Genomic DNA, 18,364 nt, shown 5'->3' with positions numbered 1-18,364 from the left:
TTGTACTGCTGCGACTTCGAGAACGAAGGGTATACCCAAAGTCATTGGAGTCGCAGGAAGGCAGCAAGCAAGCAAATCCCGATGAGCTTACATCGGTAAGTGATTCGGGTGAGTGCGCGCAGCTAACACCCCTGCGGCTTCAAAGGCGAAGGGTACTAGTCGTCGCTATCCGTATAATCTTCCACCGCATCCATCTGCGGCTTACCGCCTGACAGCGTGTGGAAGCGCTTAGGACGACGAGTCCGGGTCACATATTTTGACCAGACTTTTTCCTCGGCACTGACTGGTTCACGTTCGCCGCGACAAACAGCCACAAACTGCTGCTCTTCTTCCGTTGCAGGCTCGCGCTTGCCAAGGTCGAGTTCGTTAAAGGCGTAACCATGACGCTCTAGCAATTGTGCCTCTTTAATGGTGAAATCGCCGTGACGCGAGAACCCGCGAGGATAATGTTTATTATCAAAAAAACGATTGGTCGTGATGAAGCTATCCGCCATCTGACACGCTCCTAATTCTCTCATGGTCGTGCTGTTTATGGCGCGGAGTATTAGATAGGCTTGACATCGTGTAAAACAAAACATTTAAATCTTAACGATAAAAAAAATTGGAGATGGGTGTGGATACTGAATTACTGAAAACCTTTTTGGAAGTCAGTAGAACTCGCCACTTTGGTCGCGCTGCTGAATCTTTGTACTTAACGCAGTCAGCGGTGAGTTTTCGTATCCGTCAGTTGGAAAATCAATTAGGTGCAAATTTATTCACTCGCCATCGCAATAATATTCGTCTAACACCGGCAGGTGAACGACTGGTTCCCTATGCTGAAACACTGATGAGCACCTGGCAACTGGCTAAAAAAGAGGTTGCACACTCACTGCAACATACTGAATTGTCTATTGGTGCAACCGCGTCGCTTTGGGAGGCTTACCTCACCCCTTGGTTGCAACAGTTATACCAACAACGAGGCTTATTGCGCCTTGAGGCACGTATTGCCCTGCGGCAATCGTTGGTGAAACAGTTGCACGAACGGCAACTGGACTTGCTGATAACAACCGAGCCGCCGAAAATGGACGAGTTAGCCAGCCAGCTATTAGGGCATTTTTCACTGCGACTTTTCTCGTCAATGGCTCTTGATTTGTCGAAAGAAACTGACGCCGAGAATGAGCATGAAAATGCAAATGAAGCGCCCTATATCAAACTTGAGTGGGGAGCTGATTTTCATCAGCAAGAGAATCGACTGCTTGATAGCGAGCAGATGCCAGTACTAACCACCACCTCGGCCCATCTAACCCGGCAGCTATTGGAAACCACCGGAGGTTACGCATTCCTGCCGGAACATTGGCAAAAAGAGTACCCTCAGTTGGCGCTTAACACGGATATACCCGCGATCGTGCGGCCACTGTATGCCGTTTGGTTGCAAAACAGTGACCAACAACCCTTGATCCGACAACTATTAAAAACCCCTATGAATAACGCCACCCAGAGCGCTATACCGGATTAAGAGGTGGAGACTGAGGGCGAGCTCGGCGATTCAAATAAAAGGCACTCATCATCTTCTGAATCGCAATAAAGCTAAACAGCAAAATTCCGATGACAATCTTGGTCCACCATGAGCTGAGCGTGCCATCGAAAGTGATGTAGCTCTGGATCAGCCCCTGAATCAGCACCCCAAACAGGGTGCCGAAGACTGTTCCGATACCGCCAGTGAGTAACGTGCCGCCGATAACGACGGCAGCAATAGCATCTAACTCGACACCACTGGCCGCCAGCGCATAACCCGCAGAGGTGTAGAGCGAGAAGACAATGCCCGATAACGCCGCAAGTGTGCTCGATAGCATGTAGATTTTAATGGTGGTTTTTCTAACAGGCACGCCCATCAGTGCTGCGGAAACACTGTTGCCTCCGATGGCATAGACGTTATGTCCAAAACGGGTACGGTGGGCCAGCAAGACCCCAAATACCACCACCATCAGCATGATGAAGGCGAGTAACGTAAATCGCCCGCCTCCGGGGACTTTCCAGGCATAGTTCGCTAGCGTGGCATAGATCGGGTGATCAATGGGAATGGACTCTTCAGACACGATAAAACTCATGCCCCGCACAAAGAACATTCCCGCCAAAGTGATAATGAAAGCTGGGAGTTTCAGGGAGTCGATAATCCACCCCATCAACGCGCCAAACATCGCCCCCATAAATAAGACGATGGCAAAGGCGTATACCGGATGAATACCATAAGTGCCGATTAACTTCGCCAGCAGCACGCCGGTAAAAGCAATGACTGAGCCAACAGATAAATCGATCCCACCCGATAAAATAACGAAGGTCATACCCACGGCAACAATGCCCAGAAAGGCATTATCGGTCAGTAAATCACACCATACGCGGGTGGACGAAAAGCTGGGGAATTGGCTAAGACAAAAAGCATATCCCAGAATAAAAACGGCGATAGTAATCAGCAAAGGAATATTACGCTTTAACATTATTTTCGCCTCCGGAAGACATGGCTAAACGAGATCATCGGTGACTGCACCACCAAGACGGCTAAGACCACAATGGCTTTAAGCACCAGATTAAACTCCGGCTGATAACCTGAAAGTAAGATCCCAGTATTCATCCCTTGAATAATCAAAGCGCCGATCACCGAGAGCAGAAGATTAAAACGCCCCCCCATCAAGGATGCACCACCAATCACTACCGCCAGAATCGCATCCAACTCCAGCCATAAACCGGCATTATTAGCATCAGCACCACGGATATCTGCGGTCACAATAATGCCCGCGACGGCAGCGCAGATACCACAAATCACATAAACCGCGATCAGCACCAGCCGAGTACTCACTCCTGCATTTCTTGCTGAGCGTAAGTTAATGCCTACTGACTCAATAAATAGCCCCAGTGCTGTTTTGCGGGTCAATAACCACACAATAATCAGCATGCTAAATGCGATGACCACAGACATCGGCAAGTACATCAAGGTACTACTGCCTAACTTCGCCAGACCACCACTATCAAAAGTAACAATTTGCCCTTCTGTAATCAGTTGGGCGATACCTCGCCCAGCCACCATTAACATCAAGGTGGCAACAATGGGTTGGATTTGTAATACCGCTACCAAGAAGCCGTTCCATAATCCGCATAATGCGCCAACTGCAAGCGCGGCGACTAAGACGGTCGGTAAAGGATGCCCCGCACTGGTTAATGTCGCGGCTGTTGCCCCAGCAATAGCCATCACCGCCCCGACAGATAAATCAATGCCGCCAGTGGCAATCACTAATGTCATTCCCAGCGCCAATAACGCGACAGGCGCGCCTCGATTTAAGATATCAATGACACTGCCAAACAGCCGTCCATCCTGAATATGAATCGAGAAAAAGTGTGGAGCGACCAAACTATCAATTAATAAAATGACCGCCAGAGCGCCAAATTGAGTGGCACCTTTCGGTAAGACCCATTTAACTTTGCGCGGTCGTTGCGGCATCGATAGGCTCCTATTCACCATGAGGTAACTCCTTATTACACCGCAATTGCCTGCATGATGGCAGGAACGGAAATCTCACCATGCTCAAGCTGTGCAATATGCCGACGATCACGCAGCACAATGACGCGATCAGCATAACCCGCTAACTCTTCTAATTCAGATGAGATAATTAACAGTGCCAACCCTTCGTCACACAGTTTCTCAATGAGTCGAATAATCTCAGCATGCGCCCCCACATCAATTCCACGTGTTGGCTCATCCAAAATTAAAAATCGTGGTTTTGTGGCCAGCCAACGGGCGAGTAATACCTTTTGCTGGTTTCCACCGGAGAGATACTGAATTTGCTGCTCGGGGCCAGGGGTACGAATACCTAGTTGCTGAATGAACTCCTCAGCGATTTGAGTTTGTTCGCGCATTGAGAGAGGTCGCAGCCAGCCACGTTGGGCCTGTAAAGCCAGGATAATATTTTCCCGTACCGTTGCCGCCCCGACAATACCATCCGTTTTGCGATCTTCCGGACAATAGCCAAAACCGAATTTTGATGCTTTACGGGGGGTTCTGATTTTGACCGGTTTGCCCTGAATTTTGGCTTCGCCAGTATCCGGTGTGGTGACACCGAAAATGAGCTGGGCGGTTTCGGTACGCCCTGAGCCTAATAACCCTGCCAGCCCGACAATTTCACCGGGAGAAACCGATAAATCAAAACTCTCAACCACACCCCGTCGACCATAATTTTTAAACTCTACCAATGGGTTACTTGTCGCAATATTATGCTCACCGCGTTTCAGTAATTGCTCATCAAAACTGTGGCCCAACATCATCTGCACCAGATCAATGCGGGGGAGTTCTACGGTGTTTTTTGTGCCGACGAGTTTGCCATTACGAAAAACGGTAATGCGATCACTGATCCGATAGACCTGATCGAGGAAATGGGTCACGAATACCATGCCAATGCCTTGGTCTCGCAATTGGCATAAAATATCCAGTAACATACTGACTTCTTTGGCGTCCAGACTGGCGGTCGGCTCATCTAAAATCAGTACTTTTGCTGAGAGATCGACGGCTCGCGCAATCGCGACAATTTGTTGTATCGCAATCGAAAAGTTGGCTAAAGGCTGCTGCACATCTAATGCTAAGCCATAACCGGTCAGTAGCTTTTCCGCCTGCTGGTTCATCGTCCGGTGATCAATCATTCCCCAATGCAATGGCTCACGACCAATAAAGAGATTTGCCGCAACCGATATGTTAGGCAGTAAATTAACCTCTTGATATACAGTGCCAATCCCCATTTTTTGAGCATCAGCCGTATCAATCGGACAGATGGCTTTGCCATCCAAATAAACCTCGCCGGCGCTGCGCTTATAGACCCCAGTTAATGCTTTGATTAAAGTCGATTTTCCTGCGCCATTTTCCCCCAACAAGGCAACAACTTCACCGCGATGCAGAGAAAAATCCACCGAGTCCAATGCCTTAACACCAGGGAACTCAACTGACAAGCCACGGACTTCTAGCAGTGTATCCATCAGATGTACCTATGCTAAAAACGACTATTGCCCAAATACAGGTGACGAAAGTAGGCGGAGCAAGCCCCGCCTTTTGAATCAATAACCCAAGCTTTTCTTAGACTCATACTCCTGTTTAGCCGTGTCAGGTTGTAACAGGCGAGATTCTGTCTGGATAAATTTAGCCGGTTGAGTGCCGTCTTTCTTCAGAGCAATTAATGCGTCGAAAGCCGGACCCGCCATATTTGGCGTTAACTCAACGGTAGCGTTTGCTTCACCGCTACTCATTGCTTTGAAGATGTCAGGAACGCCGTCGATAGAGACGATTTTGATTTCTGTACCTGGTTTCAGACCCGCTTCTTTAATGGCTTGAATGGCACCAATCGCCATATCATCGTTATGTGCATAAACGGCGCAGATATTCTTGCCGTTTTGCTCAGCCTTGATAAAGCTCTCCATGACTTCTTTACCTTTACTGCGCGTAAAATCCCCGGATTGAGAGCGGATAATTTTCACGTTAGGTGCCGAAGCTATCCCATCCGCGAAGCCTTTTTTACGGTTAATGGCCACACTGGAACCCACAGTGCCTTGCAGTTCAACGACATTACAAGGTTTGCCTGCCACGTCTTTCAGTAGCCATTCACCCGCAACCTTGCCTTCATAAACGCTATCTGAGGCAACGGCAGCTGTGTATAAGGAGGGATCATTGACTTCAATCATACGGTCGAGCAAGAATACCGGGATTTTGGCTTCTTTCGCTTCCTGTAGTACTGGCGTCCAACCCGTTGCGACCACTGGTGCAATAAAAATGGCATCAACACCTTGAGCGATAAATGATCTTACTGCTTTTATTTGGTTTTCTTGTTTTTGTTGAGCATCCGCTATTTTTAATGTTATCCCGCGTTTTTCCGCTTCTTGTTTAGAAACCTTAGTTTCCGCAGAGCGCCAACCGGATTCTGAACCTATTTGAGAGAAACCCACGACTAACGGAGCCGCCTGAACTGCACCACACATTGCCGTTGTTACAGCTGCTGCTAACAGTAAACGCCTGTACATATTTATCTCCTCACTTGCCATCGTCGAGCCGTTGATTCATTACCATTCCAAAGAACAGTTCAGATAATCGTTCAGGCTATTAACTGCCCTGAAGTTCGGCCAATTTGCAGATAATGTCGTTCGAAAAACAGCTAATGTTTTTTAAGGTGAGCTTCCTGATAACTAAAATGTTAATTAGTTTTAGTACATTTTGTAAAAGTAATAATGAGCAGCGTCACACCACAGAATAACAATCGTTTTGTACATAAATTCAGCTAAATAGGTATACATTGGGAACGTTACCTTTTGAAATTTTGTGATGACAGGAAAAGAAATAGGATCAATAAGAGGAGTGTTCACGCCAAAGATATTTGCTGGATTAATCAAATAAGTTGGGGGATATAAGGCAAGAATAGAAGAGTAACGGTCATTACAACGATGAGGGAAAGAAGTAAGAATAGGGTGAGAACATGACTAGCAGACGAGACCAACGTTTTGGTACCAGTACAGAAATTAGTATTATCAGCTGATTTCAACTGTTTAATTAAACATCAGAAACAGGTGTGATTATGGACGATAAGATCGAAGATTCTTGTTTCTAGCCGCTAATTTGGAACAGCTAACAGGCGATAAATGACGTGATGATCGAGTTGATGCACATTTAGTGGTTATCTAAAACTTGAAGTCATGGGATGTGATGGCGATGGCGATGGCGATGGCGATGGCACAATATCGTCGTGCATAAACGTTGATTTTTGAACATAAAAAAAACCCCTCGCTTTCGCGAAGGGTTATTTATATGGCAGGGGCGGAGAGACTCGAACTCGCGACACCCGGTTTTGGAGACCGGTGCTCTACCAACTGAGCTACGCCCCTAAATTACGCTTAACATTATGCCTGCTAAGATAAGCAGGCATAATTTAAATAAGTGGCGGAACGGACGGGGCTCGAACCCGCGACCCCCTGCGTGACAGGCAGGTATTCTAACCAACTGAACTACCGCTCCACCGATTCTTTTACGTGTACCTTCCCGATACTTACCCTTGACAGGGCCAACGCTCCGCGCTGTGCAAAACCGCCTCTGGCGATTTTGTTAGTTACCAGATGTCACTCTGATAACTCGTGTTTGATGCCTGGCAGTGTCCTACTCTCGCATGGGGAGACCCCACACTACCATCGGCGCTACGGCGTTTCACTTCTGAGTTCGGCATGGGATCAGGTGGGACCACCGCGCTATGGCCGCCAGGCAAATTCTGTTTTAACCAACCCGTTCAGTATCAAAATACCAAACCAATTAGCTCAATCTCGGAACTTCGCTGAAAATCAAGAGTATACGTATCATACCGATACTCACCCCTTCGGGTTCGCCACTTATGGCGCTCAAAATCGTTTCACTCGATTTTGTCTCAAATAGCCAAAACACCTTTGGTGTTGTAAGGTTAAGCCTCACGGATCATTAGTACTGGTTAGCTCAATGCATCGCTGCACTTACACACCCAGCCTATCAACGTCATAGTCTTTAACGTTCCTTCAGGGGGCTTAAAGCCCCAGGGAAGACTCATCTCGAGGCAAGTTTCCCGCTTAGATGCTTTCAGCGGTTATCTCTTCCGAATTTAGCTACCGGGCAATGCCATTGGCATGACAACCCGAACACCAGTGATTCGTCCACTCCGGTCCTCTCGTACTAGGAGCAGCCCCTCTCAATCTTCCAACGCCCACGGCAGATAGGGACCGAACTGTCTCACGACGTTCTAAACCCAGCTCGCGTACCACTTTAAATGGCGAACAGCCATACCCTTGGGACCTACTTCAGCCCCAGGATGTGATGAGCCGACATCGAGGTGCCAAACACCGCCGTCGATATGAACTCTTGGGCGGTATCAGCCTGTTATCCCCGGAGTACCTTTTATCCGTTGAGCGATGGCCCTTCCATTCAGAACCACCGGATCACTAAGACCTACTTTCGTACCTGCTCGAGCCGTCACTCTCGCAGTCAAGCTAGCTTATGCCTTTGCACTAACCTCACGATGTCCGACCGTGATTAGCTAACCTTCGTGCTCCTCCGTTACTCTTTGGGAGGAGACCGCCCCAGTCAAACTACCCACCAGACACTGTCCTCACCCCGGATTACGGGGCCGAGTTAGAACATCAAACATTAAAGGGTGGTATTTCAAGGTTGGCTCCATGCAGACTGGCGTCCACACTTCAATGCCTCCCACCTATCCTACACATCAAGGCTCAATGTTCAGTGTCAAGCTATAGTAAAGGTTCACGGGGTCTTTCCGTCTTGCCGCGGGTACACTGCATCTTCACAGCGAGTTCAATTTCACTGAGTCTCGGGTGGAGACAGCCTGGCCATCATTACGCCATTCGTGCAGGTCGGAACTTACCCGACAAGGAATTTCGCTACCTTAGGACCGTTATAGTTACGGCCGCCGTTTACTGGGGCTTCGATCAAGAGCTTCGCCGTAAGGCTGACCCCATCAATTAACCTTCCAGCACCGGGCAGGCGTCACACCGTATACGTCCACTTTCGTGTTTGCACAGTGCTGTGTTTTTATTAAACAGTTGCAGCCAGCTGGTATCTGCGACTGGCTTCGGCGCCGAGAGCAAGTCTCTTTACCTAATGCCAGCGTGCCTTCTCCCGAAGTTACGGCACCATTTTGCCTAGTTCCTTCACCCGAGTTCTCTCAAGCGCCTGAGTATTCTCTACCTGACCACCTGTGTCGGTTTGGGGTACGATTTAATGTTACCTGATGCTTAGAGGCTTTTCCTGGAAGCTTGGCATCAACTACTTCTGCACCGTAGTGCATCGTCATCACACCTCAGCGTTGATAAGCAACCGGATTTACCAAGTCACTCCGCCTACATGCTTAAACCGGGACAACCGTCGCCCGGCTAGCCTAGCCTTCTCCGTCCCCCCTTCGCAGTAACACCAAGTACAGGAATATTAACCTGTTTCCCATCGACTACGCTTTTCAGCCTCGCCTTAGGGGTCGACTCACCCTGCCCCGATTAACGTTGGACAGGAACCCTTGGTCTTCCGGCGTGCGGGTTTTTCACCCGCATTATCGTTACTTATGTCAGCATTCGCACTTCTGATACCTCCAGCAACCCTCACAGGTCACCTTCAACGGCTTACAGAACGCTCCCCTACCCAACAACACCTAAGTGTCGCTGCCGCAGCTTCGGTGCATGGTTTAGCCCCGTTACATCTTCCGCGCAGGCCGACTCGACCAGTGAGCTATTACGCTTTCTTTAAATGATGGCTGCTTCTAAGCCAACATCCTGGCTGTCTGTGCCTTCCCACATCGTTTCCCACTTAACCATGACTTTGGGACCTTAGCTGGCGGTCTGGGTTGTTTCCCTCTTCACGACGGACGTTAGCACCCGCCGTGTGTCTCCCGTGATAACATTCTTCGGTATTCGGAGTTTGCATCGGTTTGGTAAGTCGGGATGACCCCCTAGCCGAAACAGTGCTCTACCCCCGAAGATGAGTTCACGAGGCGCTACCTAAATAGCTTTCGGGGAGAACCAGCTATCTCCCGGTTTGATTGGCCTTTCACCCCCAGCCACAAGTCATCCGCTAATTTTTCAACATTAGTCGGTTCGGTCCTCCAGTTAGTGTTACCCAACCTTCAACCTGCCCATGGCTAGATCACCGGGTTTCGGGTCTATACCTTGCAACTAGACGCCCAGTTAAGACTCGGTTTCCCTACGGCTCCCCTATTCGGTTAACCTTGCTACAAAATATAAGTCGCTGACCCATTATACAAAAGGTACGCAGTCACACCACGAAGGTGCTCCCACTGCTTGTACGTACACGGTTTCAGGTTCTATTTCACTCCCCTCGCCGGGGTTCTTTTCGCCTTTCCCTCACGGTACTGGTTCACTATCGGTCAGTCAGGAGTATTTAGCCTTGGAGGATGGTCCCCCCATATTCAGACAGGATGTCACGTGTCCCGCCCTACTCATCGAGTTCACAGAATATGCATTTTTGTGTACGGGACTATCACCCTGTACCGTGCGACTTTCCAGACGCTTCCACTAACACATAAACTGATTCAGACTCTGGGCTCTTCCCCGTTCGCTCGCCGCTACTGGGGGAATCTCGGTTGATTTCTTTTCCTCGGGGTACTTAGATGTTTCAGTTCCCCCGGTTCGCCTTGCATGGCTATGTATTCACCATGCAATAGTGCAACGAATTGCACTGGGTTTCCCCATTCGGGTATCGTCGGTTATAACGCTTCATATCAGCTTACCGACGCTTTTCGCAGATTAGCACGCCCTTCATCGCCTCTGACTGCCTAGGCATCCACCGTGTACGCTTAGTCGCTTAACCTCACAACCCGAAGGTGTCTTTACAGACATCTTGCGCTGTGATTATTTGAGAGACTCTAATACAGGTTACTCCTCATCTCAGTACATCTACGGAGAGATAAGTTTCAGCTGTATTGTTTCAATTTTCAGCTTGTTCCAGATTGTTAAAGAGCAATATTTCACAACCCACTGAGTCTTGCGACCGCAGTACGTTTTGAAATAGTTTTTTATATGGTGGAGCTAAGCGGGATCGAACCGCTGACCTCCTGCGTGCAAGGCAGGCGCTCTCCCAGCTGAGCTATAGCCCCATATAAAAAGCAAATCACCTTATTGCTGCAACTCAACAGGGAATGGTGAGTTGGTGGGTCTGAGTGGACTTGAACCACCGACCTCACCCTTATCAGGGGTGCGCTCTAACCACCTGAGCTACAGACCCAACAAGGTACTAAAGCCCGACTAATTTCTCAGTCCGGCCTTATTTGCTCGTTACTTTCTATCAGACAATCTGTGTGGACACTACGCAATGCGTATCGTTAGGTAAGGAGGTGATCCAACCGCAGGTTCCCCTACGGTTACCTTGTTACGACTTCACCCCAGTCATGAATCACAAAGTGGTAAGCGCCCTCCCGAAGGTTAAGCTACCTACTTCTTTTGCAACCCACTCCCATGGTGTGACGGGCGGTGTGTACAAGGCCCGGGAACGTATTCACCGTAGCATTCTGATCTACGATTACTAGCGATTCCGACTTCATGGAGTCGAGTTGCAGACTCCAATCCGGACTACGACAGACTTTATGTGGTCCGCTTGCTCTCGCGAGTTCGCTTCACTTTGTATCTGCCATTGTAGCACGTGTGTAGCCCTACTCGTAAGGGCCATGATGACTTGACGTCATCCCCACCTTCCTCCGGTTTGTCACCGGCAGTCTCCCTTGAGTTCCCACCATTACGTGCTGGCAACAAAGGATAAGGGTTGCGCTCGTTGCGGGACTTAACCCAACATTTCACAACACGAGCTGACGACAGCCATGCAGCACCTGTCTCACGGTTCCCGAAGGCACTTAAGCATCTCTGCTAAATTCCGTGGATGTCAAGAGTAGGTAAGGTTCTTCGCGTTGCATCGAATTAAACCACATGCTCCACCGCTTGTGCGGGCCCCCGTCAATTCATTTGAGTTTTAACCTTGCGGCCGTACTCCCCAGGCGGTCGACTTAACGCGTTAGCTCCGGAAGCCACGCCTCAAGGGCACAACCTCCAAGTCGACATCGTTTACAGCGTGGACTACCAGGGTATCTAATCCTGTTTGCTCCCCACGCTTTCGCACCTGAGCGTCAGTCTTTGTCCAGGGGGCCGCCTTCGCCACCGGTATTCCTCCAGATCTCTACGCATTTCACCGCTACACCTGGAATTCTACCCCCCTCTACAAGACTCTAGCTTGCCAGTTTCAAATGCAGTTCCCACGTTAAGCGCGGGGATTTCACATCTGACTTAACAAACCGCCTGCGTGCGCTTTACGCCCAGTAATTCCGATTAACGCTTGCACCCTCCGTATTACCGCGGCTGCTGGCACGGAGTTAGCCGGTGCTTCTTCTGCGAGTAACGTCAATCAATCGTGCTATTAACACGACTGCCTTCCTCCTCGCTGAAAGTGCTTTACAACCCGAAGGCCTTCTTCACACACGCGGCATGGCTGCATCAGGCTTGCGCCCATTGTGCAATATTCCCCACTGCTGCCTCCCGTAGGAGTCTGGACCGTGTCTCAGTTCCAGTGTGGCTGGTCATCCTCTCAGACCAGCTAGGGATCGTCGCCTAGGTGAGCCATTACCTCACCTACTAGCTAATCCCATCTGGGTTCATCCGATGGCGTGAGGCCCGAAGGTCCCCCACTTTGCTCTTGCGAGGTCATGCGGTATTAGCTACCGTTTCCAGTAGTTATCCCCCTCCATCAGGCAGATCCCCAGACATTACTCACCCGTCCGCCGCTCGCCGGCAGAGTAGTAAACTACTCCCCGCTGCCGCTCGACTTGCATGTGTTAGGCCTGCCGCCAGCGTTCAATCTGAGCCATGATCAAACTCTTCAATTTAAGATTTGTTTGATTTGCTATGAGTTAACATAGCGATGCTCAAAGATTACTTTCTGCAAATATGCATTCGAACCGAAGTTCAAATGTGTACTGCTTTGGTCACTCTTCAAGACTTTGATATTTCTTCTGCCTGTCGAAACAGGCTTCGATATCGTCTTGCGAGTGCCCACACAGATTGTCTGATAAATTGTTAAAGAGCGTTCGTTACCCGTTTGCCTTTCAGCGAATCTTACGGTAACGCGGGAGGCAGATAATACGCTTTCCCGCTGAAGAGTCAAGGTTTTATTTGATTTCTTTCGAACTCAAACGCGTTCTTTTCTCTTCCTGACCCGGCGAAGTATGTTTCGTTGTTCCCGGTCAGTGGAGGCGCATTATAGGGAGTTCCTGACAGGCTGCAACCCCTAATTTGAAAAAACTTTTCAACCGCTGTTTCTTTAGTCAAAACGCCGTTAAATTGGCAGTTTTTGCAACGTTGGGAAGCCATAACCCTGTAAAACGGGCAATAAAGCGTCAGTGTCTGCGTTAAGCGCCATGCAATATGCCATGTTCTCATCTTGCGAAGAAACCACATTTTCCTGAGAAGAGATCAGCCAGGCGGTTCGGCGAGCAATAGCAGCACCGGAATCAACCATGCGAGTGCCTTCCGGCAATACTTGCGCTAGCTCTTCTGTTAATAGAGGGAAATGGGTGCAACCCAATACAATGGTGTCTGGGGGTTCGCGCATTGCCAGCCATGGATGAAGGATTTTCTTTAAGGCTTCGGCAGGAACGATGCCGCCGTGCAGTTTGGTTTCTGCCAGCTCCACCAGCTCAGATGAACCCAATAGCTCAATTTTGCAATCTGTGGCAAAGCGCGCAATGAGATCTCGAGTATAAGAGGCATGAACTGTGCCACGGGTCGCCAGTAAACCAACCACACCATTGCGGGTGAGCCGCACGGCAGGTTTGATAGCAGGAACCACGCCAACGACGGGGAATGCAAAGCGCTCACGTAAAGCAGATAGGCAGACGGTGCTGGCGGTGTTACAGGCAATGACCACAATCGCCAGTGGATGGCGCTGCTGTACTGCGGTGACAATCTCTAATACGCGTTCAACGATGAATTCGCCGGACTTCTCGCCATAAGGGAAGGCGACGTTATCGAAAGCATATATATAGTGGAGATCCGGCAGTAACTGCCGAATCTCTTGATAGACAGATAGCCCGCCAACACCGGAGTCAAAAATCAGCGCTGTCGGGCGAGGAGCAGTATCAGCCTTAGAAGTTATAGCTTCCTGTGAGGTAATACTCTCGTCCAGCGGTTTTATAGCCATAAGCCGTTTCGTAATCTTTATCAAACAGGTTAGCAATTCTACCACGAACTGTTAGATGAGAAGTAACGGGATAAGCAATCGACGCGTCGACGGTGCTGTAACTCGGCAATTCGCGCTGAGTCGTACTATAAAGAGAGGTGTTATTGTCATAGCGCTTGCCGTAATACTGGTAAGACACATCCATATCAAAATTGAACATTGTCCAATCCAGTTGATACTTGGCCTGATGTTTAGAGCGGCGGGCTAAGACTTCGTTATTGAGATCATTACGCGGGTCAATATATTGCAATGTGACCTGATGGGTGAAGATGCCAGTATCGAAGTTTCCGTTCCACTCCACACCTTTTATCGTCGCGGAGTTAACGTTGTAATATTGCCCAATGTAAGTCACTGGGTTTGAGTCGTAGTCGATCAGGTTTTCAATTTTGTTGTGATAAGCAGACAAACGCCAGTCCAGCGGACCAGTCACCCCTTCTAGCCCGGCTTCCCATTGACGAGACTCCTCAGGCTTCAAATCGCTGTTTGATATAATGTCGAAACGCTGCGAACCATACTGTTGACCCAACGACGGCGCCAGGAAGCCAGTGCCATAAGATAAGGTCACGCGGTAGTCAGGAACGAATTCCCAGCCCGCTGCAGTTTGCCATGTCTCATGCCAGCCAAATTGTTCATCTTTATCGGCACGGCCCGAGGTTTCTATCGTTACGCTGTCGAATTTTTGCTGGCCGCTGAGGTATAAGCCGGTGTTATCCCGCTTATAACTGTCAGAAATCGTGGTATTGGATGAGGTCAAACGTTGCTGCTGCCAGTCAAGCCCTGCGCTTAGCGTCGCACTTTCGAAGCTATAAGTGTTGCCCCATTGCAGATTGCGCTGTTCCATATCGTCCAGTGTGGTCGCTACCCCATAGCGGCCATATTGGCTGCTGTAGTTGTAATCTTTATATTTCTGGTAGCTGGCAATTAATTGGGAAGAGTAAGCGCCCGCCGTATAACGCAGACCGGTATCATAAGTGTGGTTATATAACCGCTCTTTATCACCACTGTATTCAGGGAGGTAAGGTGTGCTGCCGACATCGTAATCCGTGCTATTGGTATAGCCATAACCTCGGATAAACCCAGAAAACGCTTGGTTGAACTGATGATCCAGCCCGGCCCAGAAGTTTTTATTGCGAAAGCCGTCGCGGTCACTGTCTACCGAGTAGTTTGAGCCCGGTTTGATATTGAAGCCGTTAGTGGTTTGATAACCCCCCGCGACCGTCGCCAATGTATCGCCAAAGCGCTGACGGACACTGCCATCATATTGCTGGTAGCCTTTAGACCCGACACCCGCATTAATTTGTGCGCCTTCTTTATCTGTTTGCGTAATCACGTTAATGACACCGCCAATCGCACCTGAGCCATACACCGCCGATCGCGGCCCACGGATATATTCAACTCGCTGCACTAAGGAGACTGGTATTTGATTAAAGTCGACGCTGTTGAGGATACCGGTGCGTGCAAGGGGAATACCATCAACCAGTACCAGTACATGCCGGGCTTCAGTGCCACGGATATACATAGAAGAACCCTGCCCTAAACCACCAAATTGCGCGATATCCACACCCGGTAAGCGGCGCATCACTTCATTGAGGCTTTTGGCCTGCCAGCGATCGATATCATCCCGAGTCACGACATCTGTGGGGGCCAATACGGTGGAAACTGGCTGTTTAAAACGGCTGGCTGTCACCACCATTTCGTCATTATTACCCGTGGTGGAGTTGCCCTGCGCCCAGCCAGAAAATGCCGTCACAGAGAGTGCTGTGAGCAGCGTATATTTTTTAATTGTCATAAAGCATCCAAACTCAATTGGCGGATGCCGCAGTGCCATGGCCGGTAGTACGCGACGACCACGAATATTGCGACGTAATACCGGCAGGTCTTCGGGCTTGGGATCTCTGAGAACAGAGCGGGCGATGACTTCCCATCCTTGCGGACAGTGTCTGGTTGAAACCTATCGCCGTAACTTCCCCTTACCGCTGCGCGTCAGCTCCGGATTTACACCGGATTCCCTTTTAACTCGTAGGTGTTTAAGTACCGCATGAGGCCGGACCGCAATGTTACGATTAAGTAAAATGGATGTCTAGACTTCCATTCTTGGAGCGAGGGATAAATACGACAAAACTGGACATCAGTGCCACTTTCCCTACAATCCGCAGGAATAACCCTCTTTTATTATGTGCAAACGAGAAGAAACATGACTCCCAACATCCTGCCGACTGACGGCTATGATTACCAATTGGCGGAGAAATCGGCCCGTCTTCAGGCAATGATGTTGCCGTTTCAGGCCCCTGCTCCGGAAATATTCCGCTCTCCTGCCGAGCATTACCGTATGCGGGCAGAGTTCCGCGTTTGGCATGATGAAGATGATCTGTACCACATCATGTTTGACCAACAGACCAAGCAGCGTATTCGGGTCGAGCAATTCCCGGTCGCTAGCCTGTTAATCAATCACCTGATGAGCGCGCTAATGACCGCCATCCGGGCCGAGCCGATCTTGCGCCGTAAACTATTTCAGATTGATTACTTATCGACGCTGAGCGGTAAGCTGATCGCCTCTTTGCTGTATCACCGTCAATTAGATGAAGAGTGGCGGCAAAAGGCGCTGGAATTGCGTGATCAGTTGCGCGAGCAAGGTTTTGATCTGCAACTGATTGGGCGAGCATCGAAAACCAAAATCATGTTGGATCACGACTACATCGATGAAGTGTTACCGGTCGCGGGTCGCGAGATGATTTATCGTCAGGTAGAGAATAGCTTTACCCAGCCGAATGCGGCGGTGAATATTCATATGCTGGAATGGGCGATTGATGTCACCCAACAGGCGACTGGGGATTTACTGGAGCTGTATTGCGGTAATGGCAACTTCTCGTTGGCATTAGCACGTAATTTTGATCGCGTTCTCGCGACCGAGATTGCTAAACCGTCAGTGGCGGCGGCGCAATACAATATTGCCGCGAATAATATCGATAACGTGCAAATCATTCGTATGTCAGCGGAAGAGTTCACCCAGGCAATGCAAGGTGCCCGTGAGTTTAATCGCCTGAAAGGCATTGATTTGACCAGCTATAACTGCGAGACAATTTTTGTCGATCCACCACGTAGCGGGCTGGATGACGAAACCGTCAAACTGGTGCAGGCTTATCCGCGCATCCTTTATATCTCCTGTAACCCAGAGACACTGTGCGCCAATCTGGAACAGTTGCAGCACACTCATAAAATCAGCCGGTTAGCGCTCTTCGATCAGTTCCCTTACACCCATCATATGGAGTGTGGGGTCTTGCTGGAAAAACGGGACTAACGCATCACTTGAATCGCAGATAAATAAAAGGGCAACGCTATGTTGCCCTTACTGTTTCTGCCGCCAATGAAGCCAGTCGCCCGAACGCTACTGCGGCTGCTGGGTATCGCTATTATCCGACTCAGATTCTGTGTTCGCCTGCGCCGATTTACGCGCTTTTAGCTTAAACAAGATCCAGAACACCAGCGCCACGCTAAGAATAGAGGGGACGAAGTTGGAGCCAATCGTCGGATGCTCGACCCGCACAATGGCGCTGTAGACTAAAATGCCTAGCAAGAAACAGGCTGAAGCCAGCACTGGTAAGCCCAGTGGCATAGCAAAATTGAGGTAGCGCTGATGCAAGCAATAAACCGCCAATATTAACGTCAGCAGCGGAAAGATTGAAAAAGGGACCAGCGCGCTAAATAGTGCATTAAATGAACCATTGACGGCTAAACCCGTGATCAATGCCAGCAGCAGAGTGCCAATTTCACGGCGAGACTGTTTTTCTGGGTTAGAGTGTTCCATCATTTTCCTCTCCTTATTAAGTTCGGGACACTGCAAGCTTCTCCTGCTCGCGACGATACCAATAATAAGCGCCTTTGGAGATCATCCGCAGTTGTAGGACCAAGCGTTCTTCTAACTGTCGCCGTTGTTCACTGTCCACGTCCAGCGCTTCTGCACCGGCACTAAAGACAATTGTGACCATGGCCTCAGCTTGCGCTTCGGTGAAGCTGCGCGGCATATGGTTTTCCAGCTCGAGATAATCGGCCAGCTCGGCAATAAAATGCTGAATTTCACGCGCAACAGCCGCACGGAAAGCCGCAGAGGTGCCAGAACGCTCCCGCAGCAATAAGCGGAAGGCATTGGGATTATTGCCGATAAATTCCATAAATGTAGAAACTGACGTACGGATAACACTGCCGCCCTTGGCAATCCGCTGACGTGCCTGACGCATCAGTTGGCGTAACATCAGGCCACTTTCATCGACCATTGTCAGGCCAAGCTCGTCGACATCACGGAAATGCCGGTAAAAAGAAGTCGGTGCGATACCAGCTTCGCGGGAGACTTCCCGCAAACTCAGGCTGGCAAAACTCCGCTCAGCACTCAGTTGGCTGAACGCCGCTTCGATAAGGGAACGACGAGTCCGCTCTTTTTGTTGTGCTCTGACGCCCATAATCGTGCCCAAGGGATATCCAAATTCTCAATCTAAGACATATAGTCAGCAATATACCAAACTTTATAGTAACAACCGTTATACAAACGTATCATCCCAAGACGGAATTGCCGCTTTACAGCACCCATCACGGTGATTTACCTATTGT

At 49.5% G+C, this 18,364-nt stretch carries 11 protein-coding genes, 4 tRNA genes, 3 rRNA genes and 1 riboswitch; of the genes, 2 read left to right on the top strand and 16 right to left on the bottom strand.

Going from position 1 to position 18,364, the window contains the following annotated elements; all coding sequences use genetic code 11:
• Positions 1–155: 155 nt before the first annotated feature.
• Positions 156–494, bottom strand: a complete 339-nt coding sequence (locus tag ACZ76_RS09915; RefSeq protein ID WP_005279710.1) for a MaoP family protein — start codon at positions 492–494, stop codon at positions 156–158.
• 119 nt (positions 495–613) lie between these two features.
• On the opposite strand from ACZ76_RS09915, the gene hdfR reads away from it, so the two are divergent.
• Positions 614–1,495, top strand: a complete 882-nt coding sequence (hdfR, locus tag ACZ76_RS09910; protein WP_048620256.1) for an HTH-type transcriptional regulator HdfR — start codon at positions 614–616, stop codon at positions 1,493–1,495.
• Here hdfR and yjfF read toward each other — a convergent pair.
• The 13 genes from yjfF to btuB form a co-directional block, all read right to left on the bottom strand.
• Positions 1,482–2,474 carry a galactofuranose ABC transporter, permease protein YjfF gene (gene yjfF, locus ACZ76_RS09905; protein ID WP_048618796.1) on the bottom strand — a complete coding sequence of 331 codons (993 nt, stop codon included), beginning with the start codon at positions 2,472–2,474 and terminating at the stop codon, positions 1,482–1,484. The two genes, hdfR and yjfF, sit on opposite strands and share 14 nt — an antisense overlap.
• Positions 2,474–3,472: a galactofuranose ABC transporter, ATP-binding protein YtfT gene (ytfT, locus tag ACZ76_RS09900; RefSeq protein WP_048618795.1), complete on the bottom strand. Its 999-nt coding sequence runs from the start codon at positions 3,470–3,472 to the stop codon at positions 2,474–2,476. Before ytfT ends, yjfF begins: the two co-directional genes overlap by 1 nt.
• A gap of 35 nt (positions 3,473–3,507) precedes the next feature.
• A complete protein-coding gene (gene ytfR, locus ACZ76_RS09895; protein WP_048618794.1) occupies positions 3,508–4,995 on the bottom strand; it encodes a galactofuranose ABC transporter, ATP-binding protein YtfR in 1,488 nt (495 codons plus the stop codon).
• Between the two features lie 78 nt (positions 4,996–5,073).
• Entirely contained in the window at positions 5,074–6,030 is a 957-nt protein-coding gene (gene ytfQ / locus ACZ76_RS09890; RefSeq protein WP_048618793.1) for a galactofuranose ABC transporter, galactofuranose-binding protein YtfQ, read from the bottom strand.
• Positions 6,031–6,809: 779 nt separating this feature from the next.
• Positions 6,810–6,885, bottom strand: a tRNA-Trp gene (locus tag ACZ76_RS09885).
• Positions 6,886–6,938: 53 nt separating this feature from the next.
• Positions 6,939–7,015 (bottom strand) — tRNA-Asp (locus tag ACZ76_RS09880).
• Positions 7,016–7,140: 125 nt separating this feature from the next.
• Positions 7,141–7,256 (bottom strand): 5S ribosomal RNA (gene rrf / locus ACZ76_RS09875).
• A 188-nt stretch (positions 7,257–7,444) separates the two neighbouring features.
• Positions 7,445–10,351, bottom strand: a 23S ribosomal RNA gene (locus ACZ76_RS09870).
• A 210-nt stretch (positions 10,352–10,561) separates the two neighbouring features.
• Positions 10,562–10,637: transfer RNA gene (locus ACZ76_RS09865), tRNA-Ala, on the bottom strand.
• A 51-nt stretch (positions 10,638–10,688) separates the two neighbouring features.
• Positions 10,689–10,765 (bottom strand) — tRNA-Ile (locus ACZ76_RS09860).
• 102 nt (positions 10,766–10,867) lie between these two features.
• Positions 10,868–12,410, bottom strand: a 16S ribosomal RNA gene (locus tag ACZ76_RS09855).
• The 16S, 23S and 5S rRNA genes sit together here with 4 tRNA genes alongside, the layout of an rRNA operon.
• Positions 12,411–12,859: 449 nt before the next feature.
• A complete protein-coding gene (gene murI, locus ACZ76_RS09850; protein ID WP_048618792.1) occupies positions 12,860–13,723 on the bottom strand; it encodes a glutamate racemase in 864 nt (287 codons plus the stop codon).
• Positions 13,668–15,551, bottom strand: a complete 1,884-nt coding sequence (btuB, locus tag ACZ76_RS09845; protein ID WP_048618791.1) for a TonB-dependent vitamin B12 receptor BtuB — start codon at positions 15,549–15,551, stop codon at positions 13,668–13,670. Before btuB ends, murI begins: the two co-directional genes overlap by 56 nt.
• A 65-nt stretch (positions 15,552–15,616) precedes the next feature.
• A riboswitch (cobalamin riboswitch) is annotated at positions 15,617–15,826 on the bottom strand.
• A gap of 130 nt (positions 15,827–15,956) precedes the next feature.
• Here btuB and trmA point away from each other — a divergent pair.
• Positions 15,957–17,060 (top strand): tRNA (uridine(54)-C5)-methyltransferase TrmA, encoded by a 1,104-nt coding sequence (gene trmA / locus ACZ76_RS09840; protein ID WP_048618790.1) that lies wholly within the window; start codon positions 15,957–15,959, stop codon positions 17,058–17,060.
• Between the two features lie 87 nt (positions 17,061–17,147).
• Here the strand turns inward: trmA and ACZ76_RS09835 are convergent, their stop codons facing one another.
• Positions 17,148–17,567, bottom strand: a complete 420-nt coding sequence (locus ACZ76_RS09835) for a YijD family membrane protein (RefSeq protein WP_072081169.1) — start codon at positions 17,565–17,567, stop codon at positions 17,148–17,150.
• A gap of 16 nt (positions 17,568–17,583) precedes the next feature.
• Positions 17,584–18,216, bottom strand: coding sequence for an HTH-type transcriptional repressor FabR (gene fabR, locus ACZ76_RS09830; RefSeq protein ID WP_005278214.1), 633 nt, complete (start codon positions 18,214–18,216; stop codon positions 17,584–17,586).
• Positions 18,217–18,364: the final 148 nt, after the last annotated feature.

Origin of the sequence: Yersinia aleksiciae (assembly GCF_001047675.1) — a bacterium.
Taxonomy (GTDB): domain Bacteria; phylum Pseudomonadota; class Gammaproteobacteria; order Enterobacterales; family Enterobacteriaceae; genus Yersinia; species Yersinia aleksiciae.
The sequence above is the reverse complement of the archived record's forward strand: the minus strand, read 5'-3'. Positions and strand labels throughout refer to the sequence as shown.